Annotated in this window: 19 protein-coding genes, 1 tRNA gene and 1 riboswitch; of the genes, 10 read left to right on the top strand and 10 right to left on the bottom strand. The window is 46.7% G+C overall.

Annotated features, from left to right (window positions below; genetic code table 11):
- Positions 1-34: 34 nt before the first annotated feature.
- Together ACU1JV_RS18475 and ACU1JV_RS18470 are read right to left on the bottom strand one after the other, a co-directional pair.
- Entirely contained in the window at positions 35-1,768 is a 1,734-nt protein-coding gene (locus tag ACU1JV_RS18475; protein WP_413986885.1) for a sensor histidine kinase, read from the bottom strand.
- The gene (locus ACU1JV_RS18470) at positions 1,765-2,211 is read right to left on the bottom strand and encodes a hypothetical protein (protein ID WP_013372726.1); all 447 of its coding nucleotides are present in this window, start codon (positions 2,209-2,211) and stop codon (positions 1,765-1,767) included. Before ACU1JV_RS18470 ends, ACU1JV_RS18475 begins: the two co-directional genes overlap by 4 nt.
- A gap of 45 nt (positions 2,212-2,256) precedes the next feature.
- Here ACU1JV_RS18470 and ACU1JV_RS18465 point away from each other — a divergent pair, with 45 nt between their 5' ends.
- Positions 2,257-2,961, top strand: coding sequence for a response regulator (locus tag ACU1JV_RS18465; protein ID WP_013372727.1), 705 nt, complete (start codon positions 2,257-2,259; stop codon positions 2,959-2,961).
- Here ACU1JV_RS18465 and ACU1JV_RS18460 read toward each other — a convergent pair.
- Genes ACU1JV_RS18460 through ACU1JV_RS18445 form a run of 4 tightly spaced genes read right to left on the bottom strand, consistent with a single transcriptional unit; the run spans position 2,929 to position 7,401 of the window.
- Entirely contained in the window at positions 2,929-3,840 is a 912-nt protein-coding gene (locus ACU1JV_RS18460) for a glycosyltransferase family A protein (protein WP_413986886.1), read from the bottom strand. The two genes, ACU1JV_RS18465 and ACU1JV_RS18460, sit on opposite strands and share 33 nt — an antisense overlap.
- On the bottom strand, positions 3,800-5,026 hold the full coding sequence (locus ACU1JV_RS18455; protein WP_129549879.1) for a glycosyltransferase family 4 protein: 1,227 nt from the start codon (positions 5,024-5,026) through the stop codon (positions 3,800-3,802). The genes ACU1JV_RS18460 and ACU1JV_RS18455 overlap by 41 nt, the downstream gene beginning before the upstream one ends.
- Entirely contained in the window at positions 5,010-6,275 is a 1,266-nt protein-coding gene (locus ACU1JV_RS18450; RefSeq protein ID WP_413986887.1) for a transporter, read from the bottom strand. The genes ACU1JV_RS18455 and ACU1JV_RS18450 overlap by 17 nt, the downstream gene beginning before the upstream one ends.
- A 4-nt stretch (positions 6,276-6,279) precedes the next feature.
- Positions 6,280-7,401: a glycosyltransferase gene (locus tag ACU1JV_RS18445; RefSeq protein ID WP_013372731.1), complete on the bottom strand. Its 1,122-nt coding sequence runs from the start codon at positions 7,399-7,401 to the stop codon at positions 6,280-6,282.
- Positions 7,402-7,798: 397 nt separating this feature from the next.
- On the opposite strand from ACU1JV_RS18445, the gene ACU1JV_RS18440 reads away from it, so the two are divergent.
- The 5 genes from ACU1JV_RS18440 to thiE all read left to right on the top strand — a co-directional run bounded on the left by ACU1JV_RS18440 (position 7,799) and on the right by thiE (position 12,900).
- The gene (locus tag ACU1JV_RS18440) at positions 7,799-9,520 is read left to right on the top strand and encodes an NAD-dependent malic enzyme (RefSeq protein WP_413986888.1); all 1,722 of its coding nucleotides are present in this window, start codon (positions 7,799-7,801) and stop codon (positions 9,518-9,520) included.
- A gap of 70 nt (positions 9,521-9,590) precedes the next feature.
- Positions 9,591-9,692, top strand: a riboswitch (TPP riboswitch).
- A gap of 134 nt (positions 9,693-9,826) precedes the next feature.
- The gene (tenA, locus tag ACU1JV_RS18435) at positions 9,827-10,516 is read left to right on the top strand and encodes a thiaminase II (RefSeq protein WP_040103031.1); all 690 of its coding nucleotides are present in this window, start codon (positions 9,827-9,829) and stop codon (positions 10,514-10,516) included.
- A gap of 25 nt (positions 10,517-10,541) precedes the next feature.
- The gene (gene thiM, locus ACU1JV_RS18430; RefSeq protein WP_013372734.1) at positions 10,542-11,387 is read left to right on the top strand and encodes a hydroxyethylthiazole kinase; all 846 of its coding nucleotides are present in this window, start codon (positions 10,542-10,544) and stop codon (positions 11,385-11,387) included.
- Entirely contained in the window at positions 11,384-12,214 is an 831-nt protein-coding gene (gene thiD / locus ACU1JV_RS18425) for a bifunctional hydroxymethylpyrimidine kinase/phosphomethylpyrimidine kinase (protein ID WP_058830493.1), read from the top strand. Before thiM ends, thiD begins: the two co-directional genes overlap by 4 nt.
- Positions 12,211-12,900: a thiamine phosphate synthase gene (gene thiE / locus ACU1JV_RS18420; protein ID WP_413986889.1), complete on the top strand. Its 690-nt coding sequence runs from the start codon at positions 12,211-12,213 to the stop codon at positions 12,898-12,900. The genes thiD and thiE overlap by 4 nt, the downstream gene beginning before the upstream one ends.
- Before the next feature lie 385 nt (positions 12,901-13,285).
- Here the strand turns inward: thiE and ACU1JV_RS18415 are convergent, their stop codons facing one another.
- Positions 13,286-13,627 carry a winged helix-turn-helix transcriptional regulator gene (locus tag ACU1JV_RS18415; RefSeq protein ID WP_193191184.1) on the bottom strand — a complete coding sequence of 114 codons (342 nt, stop codon included), beginning with the start codon at positions 13,625-13,627 and terminating at the stop codon, positions 13,286-13,288.
- A 104-nt stretch (positions 13,628-13,731) separates the two neighbouring features.
- Between ACU1JV_RS18415 and ACU1JV_RS18410 the strand changes: the two genes are divergently transcribed.
- Positions 13,732-14,643: an arginase family protein gene (locus ACU1JV_RS18410; protein ID WP_413986890.1), complete on the top strand. Its 912-nt coding sequence runs from the start codon at positions 13,732-13,734 to the stop codon at positions 14,641-14,643.
- Positions 14,644-14,829: 186 nt separating this feature from the next.
- Here the strand turns inward: ACU1JV_RS18410 and ACU1JV_RS18405 are convergent, their stop codons facing one another.
- The gene (locus ACU1JV_RS18405; protein WP_413986891.1) at positions 14,830-15,798 is read right to left on the bottom strand and encodes a LacI family DNA-binding transcriptional regulator; all 969 of its coding nucleotides are present in this window, start codon (positions 15,796-15,798) and stop codon (positions 14,830-14,832) included.
- A 187-nt stretch (positions 15,799-15,985) separates the two neighbouring features.
- Between ACU1JV_RS18405 and ACU1JV_RS18400 the strand changes: the two genes are divergently transcribed.
- The gene (locus ACU1JV_RS18400; protein WP_058830489.1) at positions 15,986-17,329 is read left to right on the top strand and encodes a 6-phospho-beta-glucosidase; all 1,344 of its coding nucleotides are present in this window, start codon (positions 15,986-15,988) and stop codon (positions 17,327-17,329) included.
- Between the two features lie 206 nt (positions 17,330-17,535).
- Here the strand turns inward: ACU1JV_RS18400 and ACU1JV_RS18395 are convergent.
- Positions 17,536-17,609 (bottom strand) — tRNA-Arg (locus ACU1JV_RS18395).
- Positions 17,610-17,783: 174 nt separating this feature from the next.
- Here ACU1JV_RS18395 and ACU1JV_RS18390 point away from each other — a divergent pair.
- A complete protein-coding gene (locus ACU1JV_RS18390) occupies positions 17,784-18,077 on the top strand; it encodes a DUF4870 domain-containing protein (protein WP_016324668.1) in 294 nt (97 codons plus the stop codon).
- Positions 18,078-18,386: 309 nt separating this feature from the next.
- Here the strand turns inward: ACU1JV_RS18390 and ACU1JV_RS18385 are convergent, their stop codons facing one another.
- Positions 18,387-18,746: a hypothetical protein gene (locus ACU1JV_RS18385; protein WP_058710323.1), complete on the bottom strand. Its 360-nt coding sequence runs from the start codon at positions 18,744-18,746 to the stop codon at positions 18,387-18,389.
- A gap of 163 nt (positions 18,747-18,909) precedes the next feature.
- Between ACU1JV_RS18385 and asnB the strand changes: the two genes are divergently transcribed.
- A complete protein-coding gene (gene asnB / locus ACU1JV_RS18380; RefSeq protein WP_025678748.1) occupies positions 18,910-20,754 on the top strand; it encodes an asparagine synthase (glutamine-hydrolyzing) in 1,845 nt (614 codons plus the stop codon).
- Positions 20,755-20,864 lie beyond the last annotated feature (110 nt).

The following is a 20,864-nucleotide window of genomic DNA, read 5'->3' as shown; positions in this document are numbered from 1 at the left end:
TGAACTTCTTGTGTATCTGTTGGTTATCTAGGACCTATCTTCTCAAATGAACGATGGCCTGCAACCCCTGATCGGTATTACGCAGCTTTAAGCGACCACCTATAGTCTTCAGATATGCATCCATATGATACAGGCTGAACGTATGCTCCTGCGCATTTTGAGAATAATCCGGCTGGAAATAACTCCAACGCATCTTATCATCAATCCCGCCGCCTGTGTCTTCAATGATAATCATAATTTCAGCTTCTTCCAGGCGTGAGCTAACCTTAAGCATATGAGATTGCCGCTTGGACCGCAGACCCGTTCGGCCCCGTTCCTGAGCCTCCAGCTGCTCTCCATCTCGGTTCATGGCCTCTACTGAATTTTCCAGCAACCCCTGAATCGTTTTGTACAGCATAGGTGCTTGTGCTGCAATGGATGGAACTGGCTCTTGCCGCGTGATCACTTGAATGTGCTTCATATTCAGCGAACGGTTCGCCCATTTCAGTGATTCGGACAATACCTCGTTCATATCCGTGAAGCTAATTCCACTATTATCATGCATTTTCTCTTCCAGCTCATCACGTAAGCTACGGACACCTGTCAGTAACTCTCCAAGTGAGGATTCCTGTCTGAGACGACCCTGGATGAAATTTTCATTCAGCTCGCGGAAATACTCCAGTTCCTCATGAGATGCTCCTTTTCCCTGACTGGAAGCCACTTCAAAGCGGTTGGCTAGATCTTGGTAAAATCCCAACAGCTTTAAATCATCGCCGCCCGTGAGACGGCTAGTCTGTTCTTGCAGCTCTTGCAGCTGCTGCTCAATCGTCTGCATTAACGGCAAATAATACGTGTCCTGCTGCTGTCGCATATCTTCATCCCGCCGCTGGTCACGCACTTGATTGTTCACGATGGCATCTTTCACAATCCGTTTGCGGAACTGGACGAGCATGGCCCACAGAATCATGAGTATTAGAGCCATCACCATCCACAACTGTTTGCGAAAGGAGCTAATTCGCTGGGCAGTGTCCTGACTAATATCCTTAACCGATATGTAAAGGGCCTCTTCCCCAATGCGGCTGAATCCTATTCCGTATTTCTCTCCACGATCTTCAACGATACCCGTATTGCCCTCCAGCAGCTTACGGGTTACACCCGTGATGTCCGTCCGGTTGATATCCGGAGTATTTCGGGAAGCTACGATCTTGAATTGACCGTTATAAAATAAAGTCTCATGCTGATTCACCGGCTTACTTTTAATAATTCCACTAAGCATCTCAGCGTCAACCGTACGCACCATAAAACCGCCCGTCTGCGCCCCTTGAATCCTGCACGCTATGTACTGGGCAGGCTGATGATCCTCAGTCACAAAAGAGCTTATCGCACAACCATTTTGCAGCCACTTAATCTGCTGGACTGCACTCTTCATCTCACGATTGTCACGTCCGGCCATCACATGATACTGTTCATCCAGCACATAAAAAGACCCGCTTACACGCTTAAACCCCTCAGCATACTGGCGTGTTCCCTGATTCAGTATCTCTCTGCCCAGACTGGACGACAGCTCTTTCAGTTCAGCCTGCCATGCGGCATAACGCTCCGTTATGCTGCCAGACAGTTCCTGTACCTCATACTGGAGCTGCTCATTCTGAATCTCCGCCAAGTGACCGCTGAATTGCCGCATGACAAACCATTGTAGCACAGCGGCCAAGAACACGGTCACACACAGGACGATCAGGTACAGGATCAGCTTTTGCCAGCTTGGTCTCAACAAAGCCCATTGCTTCATGCCCTGTCCCCTCCATTTTGTTCAAGACGGCTCAAAATTGCTTGCATCAGGCATTCCAGCTCGTAGCTGACCAGCGGTAGACGCGCGCATAGCAACCGGGGAGTGCGACGCTGGAGTGCGGCAAACCTCGCAGCGGTTTCCGTTGCCCCGTCCGTCAGCAGAATCAACTCGCATGTTTTTGCGATATACAGGCGATCCAAATCTTCCTCGCTGTATGCTCGCAAATCAACAACGTAAATATCATGACGGTCGTCCATATGCTGAAGTGCGCTGGAGACAGCCAAGGTCACCCCTGTATGTCGCGCAGCATGATATTCGTGAAGAAGACGCATCCCTTTTTCCCAGAGCGCATGTTCAGCCGAATCAAATCGTTCACAAAAAAGACGCAACGCCCGTTCTGTACTGACATCTTTCAAAAATGCCAAAACGCTGATATTATACATGTAGTTCCTCATTTCTTACTTCCTGATTGGAGTTGCGCAGTTCTTATGACACCCCAAAACATTCTATTTGTTGACGACAGTCCAATGGTTCTGTCCCTGCTTGAACGGACATTGATGCAAGAAACCTTCACCTTACATACCGCTCACACGCCTAAAGAAGCCCTGCAAGTGCTGGAAAAGTATCCGATTGATGTAGTCGTTTCCGATCTGCTTATGCCTGGTTTGGACGGAATTACGTTCCTTCGTATGATTAAGAAGGATTATCCGCATATCGTACGCATCATTTTATCTGGTCACCTGCATACGCAGTCTATTTTATCGGCCATTAATCAAGTCGGCGTGTTCCGTTTTCTAACGAAACCGCTGGAGCTGGATGATGATACGCTAAAAAAGATACTGTATGAGGCGCTTGATCAGGCTAGGCTCAATCGAAACAGCCTGTATGCAAACCAGAACGTCGCATCTGACCTATCGGTATTTATAAACAGCATTTTGAATGCTCCGTACCGACCGTATGTACTGCTGAATGATCAAGATATCGTAACTGCCGTACACATTGCACTTGCTGAGCTGTATCCTGTCGGCTGCTCACTGCGTCATCCTGACGGTGAAGGTATTCAGTTAACTCCGCATTCATTATATATACCGTATGAGGAGCCGGAATCTTCCGATCCCGACTTGTACTCGCTGGATACGCTGACCCTCGGTCATTCATCGTTACGCCTTATCCGCCTTAGCGAGATCGCCTGAGTGACGGGTGCCGCCCTTTAACATGGCGGCTACCCCAATCACAGTCAGGCAGGTATACATCCACAACATCCCCGCCGTCAGCAGCGGATGGCGGATGTAGTTTTTCACATTCCCCCATGTATACAACACCGGACGGAAGAAGTACCAACGTTCCAGCGCCTTTCGCAATCCGCCCTCTTCAGTTGACATTGTACGATCCATTACCGAGAAGTAGTAGGCTTTTTTACGTAATACATCCTGCAGATATACCTGTTTTTCGTCATGATATACCCGTGTAAAAACCGCCCGGCGAATGACTCCGCCAGACTCTATATAGCGCAAGGTCGGCTGTATTTCTTCAAAAGCAATCTGCTCCGCATTAAATCCGCCTGTCGATTCGTAAGCGCTCATTCGCCAGAAGCGTGCTGCTTCAATGGAGCGTTTTCCCAAGGTCTCTCCCGCGTTGTTAATGACATTCCGCTCGAAAACTTTCACTTTGGAAAAAAAATTATTTGCTTCCGAATATGCCTCCTCCGGAACAACCAAGGCGCCAATATCTTGATGATTGTCAAAAAAGTCGATGCTCTGCTGAATCAGATGTTCGGCTAAAATCATATCGGAATCCAATACAAATATGTATTCAGCCCCCAAGTGTTTCGCTTCCTCAACCGCCCTGACCCTCGCAACTCCCCGCTCTCCATGAGGAAGCTCTAGTATCGTTACGGGTACCGAACTTCCTGCTGACAGCATACGAATCGTCTCAACCGTCCGGTCATTGGAGCCATCATCAGCAACTACAATATGCAGATCCTTGTAATTTTGCCCTAAACAGCTTCGCAAACAAGGCTCTATCGTACGTTCATTGTTGTACGTGGAGAAGAGAATGACCACTTTGTCCACTCTGTTCCGCCTCCTCTGTCCAATTCTCCATCAACTGCTCAAACGCGGCAGCTGTATGATCAAAATGGAATCTTAGCGCATATTGATACGCTCGCTCACGGATGGCCATGTAATCTTCGCCACCCTTTGCTGCTCTTTCCATTTGTTCAGATAATCCCCGAATATCGCCGTGAAAGCATAAATATCCGCTTTTTCCGAAATCCGTCGCATCCACCAGACCGGGTGAATTGCTGACAATACTGGGCGTTCCAACGGCTGCCGCTTCCGTAATCGTTAACCCCCAGCCTTCACGCAGGGAGGGAAACACAAGCGCATGGGCACGACTCATCAGCTCCAGCTTATGCTCTGCTGAAACAAATCCGTAAAAGGTAATATCTGCTTGGGATTGTCCTTGTTCATCCGGTTCTCCGTATGTCAATTCATACCGCTCTATAATCGGTAATAATTGTTCTGTCACATAGGTTTTATCGGTTTTTCCAGCAATCCATAACATAGCCTGGGGGAACTTTTCCTTGAGCTGCCCAAAGGCTTCAACGACCAGATCAATGCCTTTATATTTAACGAAGCGTCCGGCATACATAAAGGTCGGGTTAGACTCCTTTATTAAAAATTGTTCACGCGGCCAATGATCAAACTCAATGCCTTCCGGTAAAAGGTGAACACGATCCGGGTGAAAGCCCAGCTTAAGCAGATCATACCGGGTAGACGGGGATACGGTGAGCGTCCGATCCTTCCGAGCCAGCTTAAGCATCAGGGGCTCCATATGAAATCCAATCATATTTAGCGGAAATCGAGCATTTTCATACCATATTTCCCTTGTTAGCTGGTGTATGAAAAAGATCCGCTTGGAGGCCTCCACCCAAAATCGGGTAAAGAACTGATGCGTATTCGCCTGATTAATTACATAGTCAATCTGCTGCCGATGAAGACGGTAATAGCGCATCGCATAATAAATAACACTGTATATGTTTCCTTTTCGAATATACGTAATACCGTCAATGACTTCATGCTCAGGCATCCCCTCAAATTGGGGTGAGAAATGAATGAACTGAAAACGGCCTTGCTGTGTGCGTTTCAGCATTTCATGGGTGAAAATTTCTGCTCCCCCGCTTTTCGGAGAACGAATGTCACGCCAGGAAAGCAATAGAACGACGGTTTTACCGTTCTGTTCAAGTATGGTATTCATGGGGTGAATCCCCCCTTATCTTTATTTTGAATAAATATATATAGGCATCTATCACAAAATAGAGAGACATTGCCCCATAAACAATGAACTCTGACAGCAAAAAATCTACTGGGTCTGTGTGAGACATATGAAAGGCTGCTACTAAAACAGCTGCTCCTGCTACCAGACTAAATATAAATTTGCGTCTGCCCACCAATACGTGCACATGCACAAAAAACATCACGATGGAAAATAGCCAGTACACCCAACCCCCCCATGGAATATAGACCTCAGCTAACTGGTAAGAAGCTCCGAATAATATGGGAATAGACGTTGGGAACACAAAGGTCGTGCCCACATATACACACAGCGCAGCAACAGCCATTAACCCAGCATAGATGGCAATTAACTTGCCCAAAGCCTGGCGGTCATGCCCCTGCGCACCGATCTTGGGAATAAAGGCCGCGATCAGGCTGTAGGAAACGTAATAGACCAATTGGCTGTACTTCAGCGCAATGGCATAGCTGCTGGCTTGCTCGGGAAAGTAATGCTGTACATACAACATGTCGATGGAGATACAAAATAGAATGAATAAATTCGTCATAAGGCTATCGGTAAAATCCTGACCTAGCGACTTCCATAACCCAGAAGGGATACGTTCTCCACTGTGTGTAGATAAGGATAAGCCACGAGCCGAAACGATCCAGCCGTGAAGCAGCGACAGCAACATTCCTCCGCAACTTGCCAACAGTAGCGCTTCTAGCTTTAAACCTAGTGCGGCCAGGACAAAAAACAGGCTCAGTTTCCCTAATACCTCAGTGTAATAATTCACATTGAGCGCTAGCATGCGTTCCCTACCCTGTAAATCTCCGCGACATGAACTCACGAGAATATGCAATCCGATCAAGGCATACAGCATGAACAGCGGGCCAGACTCAACACCCAATAGCGAGCGCAGCAACGGATGAACGGAAAGTAAAATGATCATGGCAAGCACAGTTAGCACTAGAGGTGCTTTTAGTAATAGAGAACCGAGCGGTAAGCTGCGTAGCGGAAGCTTCTTGTCACCCTTGGATACCAGCTTGGCGGTTAATAGCTGGATGGATAAGCCCAAAACGGACAGCAGTGCAAAGAGGGCCAGCAGCGCGTTCGCCTGACCATAGGCTTGTCCGGTAAGATACCAGCTCGCTGCAATGTGGAAGAAAAAATTAAATCCGTTAATCAGCACATTAAAGAGGGGAAACATCAACGAACGCAGTCGGTTGTTCACGTGGTTATCTCACCCGCCGATCCAGTCGCCAAATCTCAATGATAGAGCGCAAAAAACGAATGGAATCTTTCCAGACATGAATGTGCGAGCCATCTCGGTCAATGCATTTGACGGGTAATTGCAGCACACGGAGCTGAAGTCGCTTGGCAATAAACATCATCTCCAGATCCAGCGCCAGTCCGAGTTGTTCCTTCAAATGTGGAAACATCCGCTTCACGGCAACCGAACTCATCACTTTAAGACCCGTCTGGGAATCTACCACACCTGTTGGTAAAAAGGGGCGAGAAACGACCCTTTTGCCAAAGCTGACGATAGATCGCAATAAAGAGCGATTCTCGGCGGTCATATCTTTGGTTCCAATCACAACATCATAGTAGCCCTGCTGAACAACATTAATCATTCTGGCAATGTCCTCAATAAAAAAGGAATCGTCCGCGTCCACAAATACGTAGTAATCCGCACCGATGGTCCGCATTCCTTCGAGATACGTCCCTGCCTTGCGCGTATTGCGTCCCAATTCCCTTGTTTGAAGCAGCGGACTCAGGTTCTGGTTAATCCGGTTTACGGACAAGTCAGTTGCCGCCTCCAGCGCTTTAATCAAGGCATTCGTGCCATCGTGACTACCATCATCAATGAGATAAATCGAACCCTCTATAATATGGCTGCGGATAAAGGTTTGCAGTCGCTCAGCAAAGGTTTTGACATGAACAAAACGTTTCTCTTCGTTATATACAGATAAGATGAATGCAACATGTTGGCTTTTGGTCGAATACTCGGGATAGAGCAAGCTTTGTATTTCAGAAATGATTTCTTCGGTATCATTGGCTTGCCAAAATAGCAGACGCAATCGGCCTACTCCGATAATTTGCACCATATGCTGATCACTGAACGGAAAGGTTACATCCGTCACCAATAGCAATGGCATTTGCGGAAATTGGCTACGGATCTGATTAGCTTTCCGCACGGCTTGCCCCGGCTCCCTATAATCAATCAGGCAGCAACATGCATCCTCGTAGACTGAAGCGGTCTCCGTGTCCTCGCACTGTATATATTGGTAAAAACAAATCACATTGGGATAATCAATAGCCCTGTTGTTATCGCTAAAAATGGCTATAGGTCCCTGCACACAAACCTCTCCTTTTCCTCCGAATAATTCTATTTTGTTGAAAAAGAATTAAAAATGTTTGCTTAGCAAGATTAAATTAATGTCCAAATACTTCATATTTTCTTAACAAAATAGCTCACATCCCTTGATATATAAACATTTAAGAGAAGAAAAATCTATTTTCATATTTGATAAAGACAGAGTATTTGGACCTGATTCATTAGGACTATAAACGTGCGAATTACAAGATGAATCCGAAACTGAAATTAGTTCTATAAGATTAATAAGAAGATATATATATGGTCTTTTTGTCATAAATAAATAGAAGAATAAAACCAATTTGCATGTCCATACTATGGATAACATGTCATCTTTCATCATGAATAATTATCAAAATACAGGGAAAGAAGGTCTTTTTATGGAAGCATTCCATGTCAATCGTGATGGGTCATTATCTACTCCCTTACGAGGAAAGGACGTGCTAGCAAACCCTCTTTTGAACAAAGGAGTGGCATTTACAGAAGAAGAACGCAAAGAACTGGGCCTGGAAGGAATTCTTCCTCCCACTGTCCTTTCATTGGAGAAACAGAGCGTTCGGGCATATCAGCAATTCTTGGCACAACCCACCATGCTGCGTAAAAATGCCTCACTTAACGACCTTCACAATCGAAATATCGTACTCTACTATCGACTGCTAACCGACCATTTGAGTGAAATGCTGCCCGTAGTCTACACACCGACTGTAGGAACCGCCATTCAAGAATACAGCCATGAATACAACCGCCCTGGGGGCGTATATTTATCGATAGATAATCCGAACGGTATTGGACAGGCGTTTTATAATACCGGTTTGAGTAGTGAGGATGTTGACCTGATCGTCGTGACGGATTCGGAAAGTATTTTGGGGATTGGTGACTGGGGTGTCGGGGGAATTAACATTGCTATTGGCAAACTCGCTGTATATACAGCTGCGGCAGGCATTCACCCCGGGCGGGTGCTGCCCATTGTACTGGATGTCGGCACGAATAACGAGAAGCTGCTGAATGATCCCCTGTACATCGGAAACCGCCATAAACGAGTTCGCGGGGAAGCCTATAATCAATTTATTGATACCTTTATCAGCAAAACGTTAACACAATTCCCGAAGGCGCTTTTGCATTGGGAGGATGTGGGTAGCGTGAACGCACGACACATTATAGGGAAGTACGGTCAAAACATTCTCACCTTCAATGATGATATCCAGGGCACAGGAGCAGTGACATTAGCTGCGATTGTTTCGGCGGTAGGTGTCACTAAAACTCCGCTACGTGAACAAAAAATACTTGTCTTTGGTCCAGGGGCAGCAGGAATCGGTAACGCCGACCAAATACGGGGTGCAATGATCGAGGACGGGCTTCCTGAAGAAGATTCATTCAAGGCATTTTGGGCCTTTGATTATCGCGGACTGTTAACAGACGATATGGAAGATGTACTGGATTATCAGAAACCATATGTGCGTAAAAAGGAAGAAATCAGCTCATGGGCCCGATCGGAAGATGATAAAATACCGTTGCTGGAGGTCATCCGTCAGGTAAAACCCACAATCTTGATTGGAACTTCCGGTGTAGCGGGTGCCTTTTCTGAAGAGATTATCAAGGAAATGGCAAAGCATGTGGAACGACCGATCATTATGCCCATGTCTAATCCTACCAACCTTGCTGAAGCGGTACCCGAAGATTTGATACGATGGACTGATGGCAAAGCATTGATTGCTACCGGAAGTCCCTTTGAGCCCGTCACCTATAACGGTACGAAGTTTGAAATTGGACAGGCGAATAATGCCTTTGTCTTCCCGGGGCTAGGTCTGGGCGCAATTGTGGTCAAGGCCAAAAGAATCACCCCTTCCATGTTTACCGCAGCAGCTGATTCCGTTGCCAACGCCGTAGATTCGAATGAACTTGGCGGTGCACTGCTGCCCCATATCCAAAAATTACGTGATGTTTCGTTCGCGGTTGCGGTTGCGGTAGCGAAGGCTGCAATTCAGGATCAGGTAGCTCAGGCACACATTTCAGATATTGAACAAGCCATTCGGGATGCGATGTGGAAACCGGAATATGTAAGGGTCAAAGCCGTGGAAAGTGTAATCCAGCACCCTCATTAATCCTTGACTGGAATCAAAGCAGTTTGACATAACCTAGGAACGAATGTACAGTATTAGTCAAAAGAATAGGAAAGTCCACTAGGGGAGCCATTATGGCTGAGACAAGAATGAACTTGGACCCTTTGAACCTGATCTAGTTCGTACTAGCGTAGGAAAGTGGAGCCTTCGTATATAAGGTTTCAAGCGTTTTCTGCGCATTGAACCTATGTTGAAGCCGCTCCAGTTTTCGGGGCGGCTTTTTGGCGTTGTTCCGAGAATTGTATCTTACGGGACTTCTTGTTCTCCATTTTTATTGGAGGTGGGGAAATGAGTTTTTCGCAAGAACTTCGTCGGCAGGCGGATGGCATTTTTCAAGCCATTTATGAGCATCCCTTTGTGAGAGGTATTGCTGAAGGAAATTTAACAAAGGAGCAGCTGATTCACTATGTAAAACAAGACTTTGAATATTTGAACGCCTACATGCGGATTTACGGCATCGCGATCTCCAAAAGCACAAGCCGGGAGGATATGGCTGTATTTAACGAACAGATCTCTTTTATTCTCAACAGCGAGGTTCATCCGCATCAAAACTTTTGTGCTATCGCAGGTGTCACCTATGAAGAGATGCAGGGATATCCACTCGCTCCGTCCGCTCATCATTATATCCGCCATATGCTGACAGTCGCACATGAAGGTAGTCTTGGAGAAATCATGGCCGTGCTGCTGCCATGTCCATGGACATATCTTGAGATTGGACGCAGGCTAATGGATGAGGTAAGACCGGACGAGTCTCATCCATTCTATGAGTGGATTTGTTTCTATGGAAACCAGATTGAAGATGTAACATCCAAATATCGCGAGCGTGTGGATGCTTGGGCGAATGTCGCCACGGCTGCTGAGCAAGAGCGGATGATTGAGCATTTTATGCTAAGCTGCCAGCTGGAATATATGTTCTGGGATATGGCTTATAAGCAGGAACAATGGCCCGTCCAGATGCGCGCTACGGTCTTGGAATAATCAGTAGAGATGAGGGAGGATAAACATGATGAGTATATGGGAACAAAGTTATTCGGATCTCCTGACAAAGGTACAAAATAGCAACCCCCTCGTTCATAATATAACCAATGTGGTGGTCACCAACTTTACAGCCAACGGCCTGTATGCGCTGGGCGCTTCCCCGGTGATGGCTTATGCACCCGAGGAAGTAGCAGATATGGCAAAAATAGCGGGCGCCGTCGTGTTAAATATCGGTACGCTGAACCGCGAGCTGGTAGATGCCATGATCATTGCTGGACAATCAGCGAATGCTCATGGTGTTCCAGTTCTGCTGGATCCGGTTGGTGCGGGAGCGACGAGCTTTAGAACCGAGTCAGCACTGCGGATCCTAAAAGAAGTAAAAATCTCACTAGTGCGAGGCAATGCAGCCGAAGTCGCCCATCTAATCGGAGAAGTCCGAGAGATTAAAGGGGTAGATGCAGGCAACAGTGCTGACAGCAGTAATGTCGATCTGGCAGTTCGGGCTGCACAAACGCTCCATACCATGGTTGTCATCACTGGAAAAGAGGACGTCATCACCGATGGGGTCGAAGTACGATTGATTAGTGGCGGAGACGCGCTGCTTACGAAGGTAACCGGAACAGGCTGCCTGCTGACCTCTGTGTTGGGTGCGTTTGCAGCAATTGAACCCAACCTGCTGCTCGCAGGTACAGCAGGTTTGGCATTTTACGGTGCAGCAGCTTCCCGAGCCGCAGCACATACCGCAAAACTGGGGCCAGGCAGCTTCCAGATAGCCTTTCTCGACGAGCTTGCCAAACTACATACTGGTTCCCTGGAGGGGCATGTCACGATCCGTGAAGCTGGAACAAGTACAACAGGTGGTGCGCGATGAGAGACGTGCATGTACCGAGAGCGCTGACGATTGCCGGTTCAGACAGCGGCGGCGGAGCTGGAATTCAAGCCGATCTCAAAACCTTTCAGGAGCTTGGCGTATACGGCATGTCGGCTATTACAGCCATTACGGTACAAAATACCTTGGGAGTTCACGGTGTATATCCGTTGCCACAGGAAGCAACAGCGCAGCAAATCGAAGCTGTAGGATCAGATCTTGGAGTCGATGCCCTGAAGACTGGCATGCTGTTTGACGCGGGCATCATCCGCCTTGTGGCCGAGCAAATTCGAAAGTTCGGCTGGGAAAAGGTTGTCGTCGATCCTGTAATGATTGCCAAAGGGGGCGCAAAGCTGTTGCAACCGGAAGCGGTGCAGGCGTTGAACGACGACCTGCTCCCCTTGGCCTTGGTCGTCACACCAAATATCCCGGAAGCGGAAGCCTTAACCGGGATAAGCATTCGTACGATGAAGGATCGCCGCGAAGCTGCGAGACATATTAGCAGCCTAGGACCCAAGTTCGTTGTGATCAAAGGTGGCCATGATGAGGAGAGCGAAAACAGCGGTCAAGTTGTTGACCTGCTCTTTGACGGAACAGCCTTCACCGAGCTGGGCGGCAAGCGGGTGCGAACTGTCCACACACACGGAACAGGATGTACGTTCTCAGCAGCGATTACCGCTGAATTAGGGAAAGGTGTGTCTGTACCGGAAGCTATTTTGAATGGAAGAGCCTTCATTCAGGCGGCGATTGAGGATACGTTGTATCTGGGCCAGGGACACGGTCCAACCAATCATTGGGCCTACCGCCGTCGTCAGGAGATACTCCAATGAGCGGCCGAATATTACCTGAGATCATGCGCCGGCATTTACAGATGTATCTGGTTCTTGGAAGCGTGAATTGCCTTGCGGAACCAAGTCGGGTCGTGCAGGAGGCTCTTGCTGGTGGCATAACCATGATCCAGTTCCGGGAAAAGGGCCGTAGCGCGTTAACAGGGGTGCCTATGTTCAAACTTGCGCGTCAGCTACAAGATCTGTGCCACCACGCTGGTATCCCCTTTATCGTCAATGACGATGTGGAGCTGGCTCTTGAGCTCAATGCCGACGGCGTCCATATCGGTCAGGACGATGAATCGGCTGATTCTGTGCGTACGCGGATCGGAAACCGAATCCTTGGCGTCTCCGCCCATACGATTGAGGAAGCTCGTCGAGCCATTCTGCAAGGTGCGGACTACCTCGGCGTCGGCCCCATCTATCCCACCATCTCAAAGGATGATGCTCATGCGGTGCAGGGTCCAGCCATTTTGCATGAGATGCGCAAAGCGGGAATTGATCTGCCCATCGTCGGGATCGGTGGCATTACGATAGACCGTGTGGAGGAAGTGGTAAGTGCGGGTGCCGATGGTGTAGCGGTGATTTCGGCTGTGACGCAGGCAAAACAGATTCGAGCTGCTGCAGAGGAACTAAAGAAAAAGGTAGTGCTAAGCATCAACCATCCGGGGATGTCTCCAAAACTATAAAGTGCCTTTAATAGTTCACGCAAGAGCCTCATTTACACTAATAAAGTAGAGATGAGGCTCTGTATTGTCATAAATTTAATCTTTTACAGCTTGAATTCTTGTGTTCTTTTTCTCAGCAATAAGTAATCCTAGCAAAATGTACCCCCTGTACAATATCCCCATGAACAGAACAATACCAACGATTGAAACAAGAATAAGTAGAATATTCGCTACAAATAAAATAATTGCCATAGTCAAAATATCACATCCCCCAAATGATACTGATTTTTAAGCGTTCCTACCCCCAGTGCACTTGAGCTCGTTGAATACATGATTAACTATAAATATATGTCAATCGTCTTTTCTAATATTCGTATAACATTCTAAAGCAATTAAAAAACGAAACTTAATTATATTGATTTTTGGTTCCCCATTCACATAACCCTTCCAAAACAGGCAATAGTGTTTCCGCTTTTTCTGTAAGACTGTACTCAACTTTAGGTGGAACTTGGGGGTACTCTTTCCGATTCACCAGACCATCCGCTTCCAATTCTTTTAGCTGTGAACTCAATGTTTTATAAGTAATAGCTCCGATTTGTCTTTTCATATCATTAAAGCGAACCACTTGGTTTTCGGCCAGAAGATAAATAATAACCATTTTCCATTTACCACCAATAACTGACACTGTATAACCAAAAGGTGTATCTTGAATGTTTTTAACTTTACCTTTAAATTCAGCCATACTCATATTCACACTATCCTTTCGGGTAGTACCTATCAAATTAGTGCGTACTACGTTTTTATTTGCGTTCAGTTTATACTAACCGTAATTTGAAGTAAAGGAGAGAAAATATGACTAAAACAATACGCCTGTTAATGCCGCAGTGGCAAGGAGGAAACAATCCTAACTACTCTTTTGGCGCCGAACTGCTGGCCTGGCTAGCCCCAGACAATGCTCAACCCCTTATTCAAGTTCCAGTTCAAGCTTATGATGGAACTCCACTTGTCAACGAGAACGGTATGTATGGGAGAAAACAGCTACTTGAACAATTAGAGGCTGCTCAACATATCATTGACGCTCATAAGCCAGATCGCATAGTAATGTTTGGTGGTGACTGCTTAGTCGAGCAAGCCCCATTTGCCTATTTAAACGAACGATACGGCGGAGAATTAGGATTAATTTGGATTGATGCTCACAGTGATTTAGTTAGATATGTAGGCTATGATAACGGACATACATTACCGCTTGGGAATCTGTTGGGAGAAGGAGATGAGGAGTTTGCAAAACATGTGAAAGTTCCTCTTAAGCCTGAAAATGTCTTTATCGCTGGATTAGCGGCTCCTACAGAAGAAGAGACAAAAGCATTTTCAGAAACATTTCAAAAACTAGGTGTTACCACTACAGAAACAGATGCTGAAGTAATTCAAAGATTAGGGATTCGAACTGCTGGAACCAAAGAGTTAACGATCAGTACCGAATCAATAAAAGAGTGGATTACAGAAAGCGGCATCAAGCACCTGGCGATTCACCTTGATTTAGATGTACTTGATCCAAAATCATTTCGTTCTTTATTATTCGCCAACCCTGAAGCTCCCTATAATCTTTCTCCTGCGGGAACCATGCAAATACCTCAACTACTTCATCTGATTAAAGAACTATCTGAAGAAACTGATGTAGTTGGGTTAGGTATAACCGAACATATGCCGTGGGATTCCATTAACTTGAAAAATCTGCTTGAGGAAATACCTATTTTAAATAATTAATTCTACTTACGAACTGTGCATTTATTCTGACGTTAATTTCGTAATGGAATTATGAGAGACCGATGAATTAGAGTACGTGCAAAGAAGGACTCCTCTGGAATTTATTCTATTATGGAGTCCCTTTTTTTATTTACTAATCCCTGAATAGCACACCGATAACCACAACGAAAAAGAATAACCAGGATATTAGGTGGTCGCTCGCTCTACTAATTTGAATTCCAAAGGATGTAATTCTTCATGAACCCCCTCAAGGGCATTTCGAATCATGATGAATGCATTTTCCGCTTGTTTGTCAATCGGGTAATGAATGGTGGTTAAATCAAGCAAATGCGAAATTTCGATGTTATCAAAGCCCACCACTGCAACATCACTTGGTACAGAAACACCGAGCCTACGTGCTTCAGTCAAAAGCCCTGCAGCCAAATAATCGGTAGAACAAGCGAAGGCATCAGGCTTATTTGGCTGTTCGCTCCACCAGTGAGCAATTTGTTCACCCGCTTCCATTGAATTTAAATCATAAAAATGCGGGAAGGCATCAGCGTTCAAATCATATTTTTTGCAAAAATCATGATAAGCCCGTATGCGCTCCTTCGTATTCAGTCCCCTCATATTCCCGTATACATTCACAATGCTGCGGTAGCCTCTGGCATACAGATGCTCCAGCGCAAGCATGTACCCCTGATACTGATCCATAAATACAGACGGGATTGCATCAATGTTTACACGCTGCCACGTCACAATTGGACCATATTTGGTATAGTGTTCAATCACGCTCCATTCATTGACGCGAATCATACAGACCAAGGCGTCCAGTTGCTTTCTCCGCAGCATTTCCAGTGCTTCAAGCTCCCGCTCCTTCTCTCCATTCGTAATAAATAGTGCCATATTAAAACCATGCTCCTGAGCATAGGTTGTAAATCCACGCACAAATGAACCCAATGAATCATTAAAAGAAATTGAAATAATTCCTATGAGCTTGGTCATGCCCTTTTTTAATGAAACCGCATTCAAATTAGGTACATAATCCAGTCGGTCTATGACCTCCTGTACACGCTGCCTTGTCGGTTCACTTACGTACGGATGGTTATTAATGACACGGGACACCGTTGCCGAGGATACGCCCGCCAGCTTTGCAATTTCATGAATATTTGCCACATTTCTCACCTCGTTCTTTCTATTTTAGCATGTTCGTGTTTAGCATGTTCGTGGTCCCGTCCCTACAATTGTCACCTTCCCCAAATAAGTTTTTTAAAAGCGCTTGACCTGTAATGCATTACAGGGATTACAGTGAATTTGAGCTTAAGAAAGCGGTTTTAAAAAACATACTCAGGAGGCACTAACCATGAAAAAAGGCATAAAGATCGCAACCATTGGCGGAGGCTCCAGCTATACACCAGAATTAGTAGAAGGCTTTATCAAACGCTATGCAGAGCTTCCCATTCGGGAATTATGGCTGGTAGATATTGAGGCAGGACGCGAAAAGCTGGAGATCGTGGGGGCCATGGCCCAACGGATGGTGAAGGCCGCAGGCATTGATTGTGAAGTACATTTGACACTGGATCGTCGGGAAGCCTTGAAGGATGCCGATTTTGTCACAACACAATTTCGGGTAGGCTTGCTGGAAGCCCGGATTAAGGACGAAAGTATTCCGTTAAAACACGGCATGATCGGTCAAGAAACTAATGGGGCTGGCGGGATGTTCAAAGCTTTTCGTACCATCCCCGTTATCCTCAGTATCGTTGAAGATATGAAAGAACTGTGTCCGAATGCATGGTTGATTAACTTCACCAACCCTGCGGGTATGGTCACCGAAGCGGTACTTCGTTATGGTAAGTGGGATAAAGTCATCGGATTATGTAATGTTCCAATCGGCGCGATCAAGAGTGCATCGGCTGTACTGGACAAATCGGAAGAAGAGCTGTTCTTTAAATTTGCAGGAATTAACCACCTTCATTGGCACAAAGTTTATGACAAAACCGGAGAAGAATTAACAGAGCAAGTCATCGAAGGATTGTACGCACCTGGTGCAAAACCGGAGAAGGTTGTTGAAAATATTAAGAACATGCGCTTCCTGTATGATCAGGTTCGTCAATTGAAAATGCTGCCTTGTCCTTACCATCGGTATTACTACATGACCGACAACATGCTCAAGGAAGAATTAGAGGAGGCCAAAAACGAAGGAACTCGGGGCCAAGTCGTCAAACGTCTGGAAGAAAGTTTGTTTGAATTGTACAAAGACCCGAATCTGGATTACAAACCAGAGGAATTATCCAAACGCGGCGGTGCACATTACAGCGATGCTGCCTGTGAAATCATTAATTCCATTTATAACAACAAAGGCACATTGATGGTGGTTAGTACACGTAACAATGGTGCGATTGATGATGTCCCTTATGATAGCGCCATCGAAGTAACCAGTGTCATTCGCGCGCATGGTGCAGAGCCTGTAAACTTTGGCAAATTCCCACCAGCACAGCGGGGCCTGCTGCAAGTCATGAAGGCGATGGAAGAGCTGACCATTGAAGCGGCGGTCACTGGTGACTATGCGACAGCACTGCAAGCCTTCACCCTGAATCCGCTCGTTCCAAGCGGGGATATCGCCCAAACCGTGCTGGATGAATTGCTGGAAGCACACAAAGAACATTTGCCGCAATTCTTTGCTCATAAGGAAAAGGCGACAGTATAAACCAGAATCAATCATGCTGCCGGGATACAAAAAAGCTTCCTACATGTAGGAAGCTTTTGCTATACGTCCCAGGAGGGATACTCTCCCTACGGTCGAGACTGCGAAGTTTATGCTAACGATGCTTAGCTCCGACGTCCCCCCAAGGGGTTCTCATCCCACTGGAACACAAAAAATCTTCCTAATATTGAATTAGGAAGATTTTGCTACGTCCCAGGAGGGATTCGAACCCCCGACCGACGGCTTAGAAGGCCGTTGCTCTATCCAGCTGAGCTACTGGGACAAGATGACAATCAATAAAACCTTATGTATTCAGTGCATTAATTATTATATCACATTTTGACCAACTGTCAAAAGCATTTTTTCATTATACAGGAAAGCAGGCTGCAAAAGGAATCATTTGGACGCTAACGGGGTATTATGTACAAAGAACGATGCCAAAAAGGAGGGGTGATCCGTGAGGGGCCTTTTGTCTTCACTTTGTTATTTCAGCATTTTTTTCGCACCTTTTCTGGTGCCGGTCATTGTGTGGATCGCAGTCCGGGATGAATATGTTCAGGGACACGCGAAAAAAGCCATTTTATCGCACATTTTCCCCATTATTGCGGCGATTCCGCTAGTGTATTTTATTATCACTGCCAATCATGCAGGTTCAGTTATCGGGTTTGTACTGCTATTTGTAGTGGTCTATCTCGGCGTTTTTGTTTATAACATCTACAAAGGGATCATGACGCTGCGTGAAGCGGCCTAATTCTAAAAGAAGCCTCCCATATTCGCAAATTTGACGAATACGGAGGCTTCTTTGGGATCAACTTTGATGAGTTGCTTTAGTTCACTGGTAGCTTATTTATTCCCAAAGCGTTTAGGACTTCTGCGTACTTCATGTCTTACGTTTTTCTCCAGCACTTCTTCCGCGAACTCATTGTTATGAATATAACTGCTGCCTTTGTTTTTCTTATACTTCGCTTTGCCGTCTATGATTTCCCCCTCCTTTCACGCTGATCCGGCGATGGTGCCGGTGCCCAAATCAACAAAAGCCGAGGTATAGTACACCATATTCTCATGTCCCGAACTCCTTGGCAAACTCTGTACTAAGCTGCCCATAGGAAAGCAATTCCCTTTTGAATTTTTCCCGTTCCTCACCAGCGGTAATGTGCGTAGAGTCAGTAAAAGCCTTGTCGGTCACTTCCTCAAATGCCGAATGCAGATTATTGTCATACCAATCCAGCTCCAGATCGGCATCATTGCGGATGATCCTTACCATGTCATAGCCAGGCTGACCATCCTTCTGATTCGAGGCTGTGATATAAACTAGCAGTTCCGGGTCATCTGCGGCACCGGGACGCACTTCTACCTCAGCGCAGCGCACTCCGTCAAGTTCAGTGAAGCGGCGTATTTTGGCATCCTTGATGTAGTACATTGTCTCCCTCCTTCCTCACGAGTAAACGGGTTACCCCATCTGTAGTTTTCGGAACGGACAGACATTTTATGCTTCTTTTCGGCATATATACTGATGAACTGGGGATTTAGTTTTTGATTCATTCCAACACTGGATGAACACGACAAAGAGAGGATGAATAGACATGTGCGGAATTACAGGTTTCATACAGTGGAACGGAGACTTGATGCATCAATCTGAGTTGCTGCTAAATATGACGCAAACGCTCTCCGATCGCGGACCGGATGCTGCGGGTACCTGGATATCCAACCCGTGTGCCTTCGGACACCGAAGACTAAGCGTAATGGACCCGGAAAACGGCGCTCAGCCTATGATCCGGCAGCTTGAGGATATCACTTATACGATTGTATATAACGGGGAAATATATAACGCGCCTGAGCTGAAAAAAGAGCTGCAACAGCGCGGGCATTTTTTCCGTACACAATGCGACACAGAGGTACTGCTCGAATCCTATATCGAATGGGGCCCGGATTGTGTAGATCGGTTGAACGGCATCTTTGCGTTTGCGGTCTGGGATAGTGAGCGGGAGCAGGTATTTCTGGCACGAGATCGCCTGGGAGTGAAGCCGTTATTTTATAGCCAAACCGAAGATGTATTCGTATTTGGCTCCGAACCCAAAGCACTACTCCAGCATCCAGCCGTGGAGGCCGCCGTAGACGCCGAGGGACTAGCAGAAATTTTTATCATTGGGCCTGCACGCACTCCCGGACACGGCGTCTATTCATCGATGAAGGAGCTGCGTCCCGGACATACCCTAACCTACAGCCGTGACGGCGTACGCATCCAAGCCTACTGGAAGCTCGAAAGCATTGCACATGAGGATAACACCGAAGAAACGGCACTCAAGGTACGAGAGCTGTTGATGGATACCGTGGAGCGGCAGCTTATTTCGGATGTACCGGTATGTACCTTATTGTCTGGCGGGCTGGATTCAAGCGCCCTGTCCGCATTAGCCGTCGATTATTACAAACGTACCGGGCAGGGACAAGTTCATACGTATTCGGTCGATTATGTGGACAACGACAAGCATTTTAAAGCCCATGCGTTTCAGCCCGGAGCTGATGCCCCCTGGATACAGCGAATGGTCGATGAATTAGGGACAAATCATCACTGGATTGAATTCGATACACCAGAAGTTGTAGCAGCTCTGAACAACTCCACGCTAACGCGGGATTTACCCGGAATGGCGGACGTGGATTCGTCACTGTATCTCTTTTGCCGGGAGATTAAAAAGGGCGCTACGGTTGCTATTTCTGGTGAAGCAGCAGATGAAGTGTTTGGCGGATATCCATGGTTCCATCGGGAGGATATGCTGAACTCAGGCACATTTCCGTGGGCAGTTGCTCCCGATATGAGAGCGAGTCTGCTATCCCCAGAAGTGCGGGACTGGATCAAACCGCTGGAGTATTTGAACGACCGCTACTCAGAAGCAGTCGGAGAAGTACCAAAGCTACCGGGTGAAACAGGAAAAGCTGCGCAAATGCGCGTCATGTCTTATTTGAACATCACCCGCTTTATGCCTACCCTACTGGATCGCAAGGATCGGATGAGTATGGGGGTGGGACTCGAAGTACGGGTGCCGTATTGCGATCATCGGCTGGTGCAATATGTATGGAACATTCCGTGGAGCATCAAAATGACAGGCGGACGTGAAAAAGGTATTTTACGCAAGGCGCTGGAGGGTGTATTGCCGGATGATGTGCTGTATCGCAAAAAAAGCCCGTATCCCAAAACGCATAATCCCTCCTATCTTGCCGCTGTGAAAAAGCAGGCGCTGCAACTGCTGGACGATTCCTCTTCCCCACTGCTCAAGCTGATCGATGCGCAAAAGGTACGGGATATTGCCGCCTCACCGGAGGCATCCACCAATCTACCTTGGTTTGGCCAGCTGATGTCGGGTCCGCAGTTATTTGCTTACTTGACGCAAGTGGATAATTGGCTTCGCACTTACAAGGTGGCAATTCGATAAAATGTGCTAACTGCCTAAACCGTAAAGTACGAGGTGGCAACCGCCCATCTTTCTTGATGCATACGATACGTGGAACAGAAAGTACCAAAAAGGCTATCCGCAGCCTATGA

The organism is Paenibacillus sp. T2-29, from assembly GCF_052921365.1.
Note: the sequence above shows the minus strand (reverse complement) of the source record. Positions and strands in the feature narration are given on the sequence as shown.

Excerpts from the sequence above, each read along its gene's own strand:
- ACU1JV_RS18465 (WP_013372727.1), top strand. The coding sequence starts at position 2,257 with ATGACACCCCAAAACATTCTATTTGTTGACGACAGTCCAATGGTTCTG.
- ACU1JV_RS18470 (WP_013372726.1), bottom strand. The coding sequence starts at position 2,211 with ATGTATAATATCAGCGTTTTGGCATTTTTGAAAGATGTCAGTACAGAA.
- ACU1JV_RS18385 (WP_058710323.1), bottom strand. The coding sequence starts at position 18,746 with ATGTACTACATCAAGGATGCCAAAATACGCCGCTTCACTGAACTTGAC.
- asnB (WP_025678748.1), top strand. The coding sequence starts at position 18,910 with ATGTGCGGAATTACAGGTTTCATACAGTGGAACGGAGACTTGATGCAT.
- ACU1JV_RS18455 (WP_129549879.1), bottom strand. The coding sequence starts at position 5,026 with ATGAATACCATACTTGAACAGAACGGTAAAACCGTCGTTCTATTGCTT.
- ACU1JV_RS18440 (WP_413986888.1), top strand. The coding sequence starts at position 7,799 with ATGGAAGCATTCCATGTCAATCGTGATGGGTCATTATCTACTCCCTTA.
- ACU1JV_RS18475 (WP_413986885.1), bottom strand. The coding sequence starts at position 1,768 with ATGAAGCAATGGGCTTTGTTGAGACCAAGCTGGCAAAAGCTGATCCTG.
- ACU1JV_RS18400 (WP_058830489.1), top strand. The coding sequence starts at position 15,986 with ATGAAAAAAGGCATAAAGATCGCAACCATTGGCGGAGGCTCCAGCTAT.
- tenA (WP_040103031.1), top strand. The coding sequence starts at position 9,827 with ATGAGTTTTTCGCAAGAACTTCGTCGGCAGGCGGATGGCATTTTTCAA.
- thiM (WP_013372734.1), top strand. The coding sequence starts at position 10,542 with ATGATGAGTATATGGGAACAAAGTTATTCGGATCTCCTGACAAAGGTA.
- thiE (WP_413986889.1), top strand. The coding sequence starts at position 12,211 with ATGAGCGGCCGAATATTACCTGAGATCATGCGCCGGCATTTACAGATG.
- ACU1JV_RS18415 (WP_193191184.1), bottom strand. The coding sequence starts at position 13,627 with ATGAGTATGGCTGAATTTAAAGGTAAAGTTAAAAACATTCAAGATACA.
- thiD (WP_058830493.1), top strand. The coding sequence starts at position 11,384 with ATGAGAGACGTGCATGTACCGAGAGCGCTGACGATTGCCGGTTCAGAC.
- ACU1JV_RS18410 (WP_413986890.1), top strand. The coding sequence starts at position 13,732 with ATGACTAAAACAATACGCCTGTTAATGCCGCAGTGGCAAGGAGGAAAC.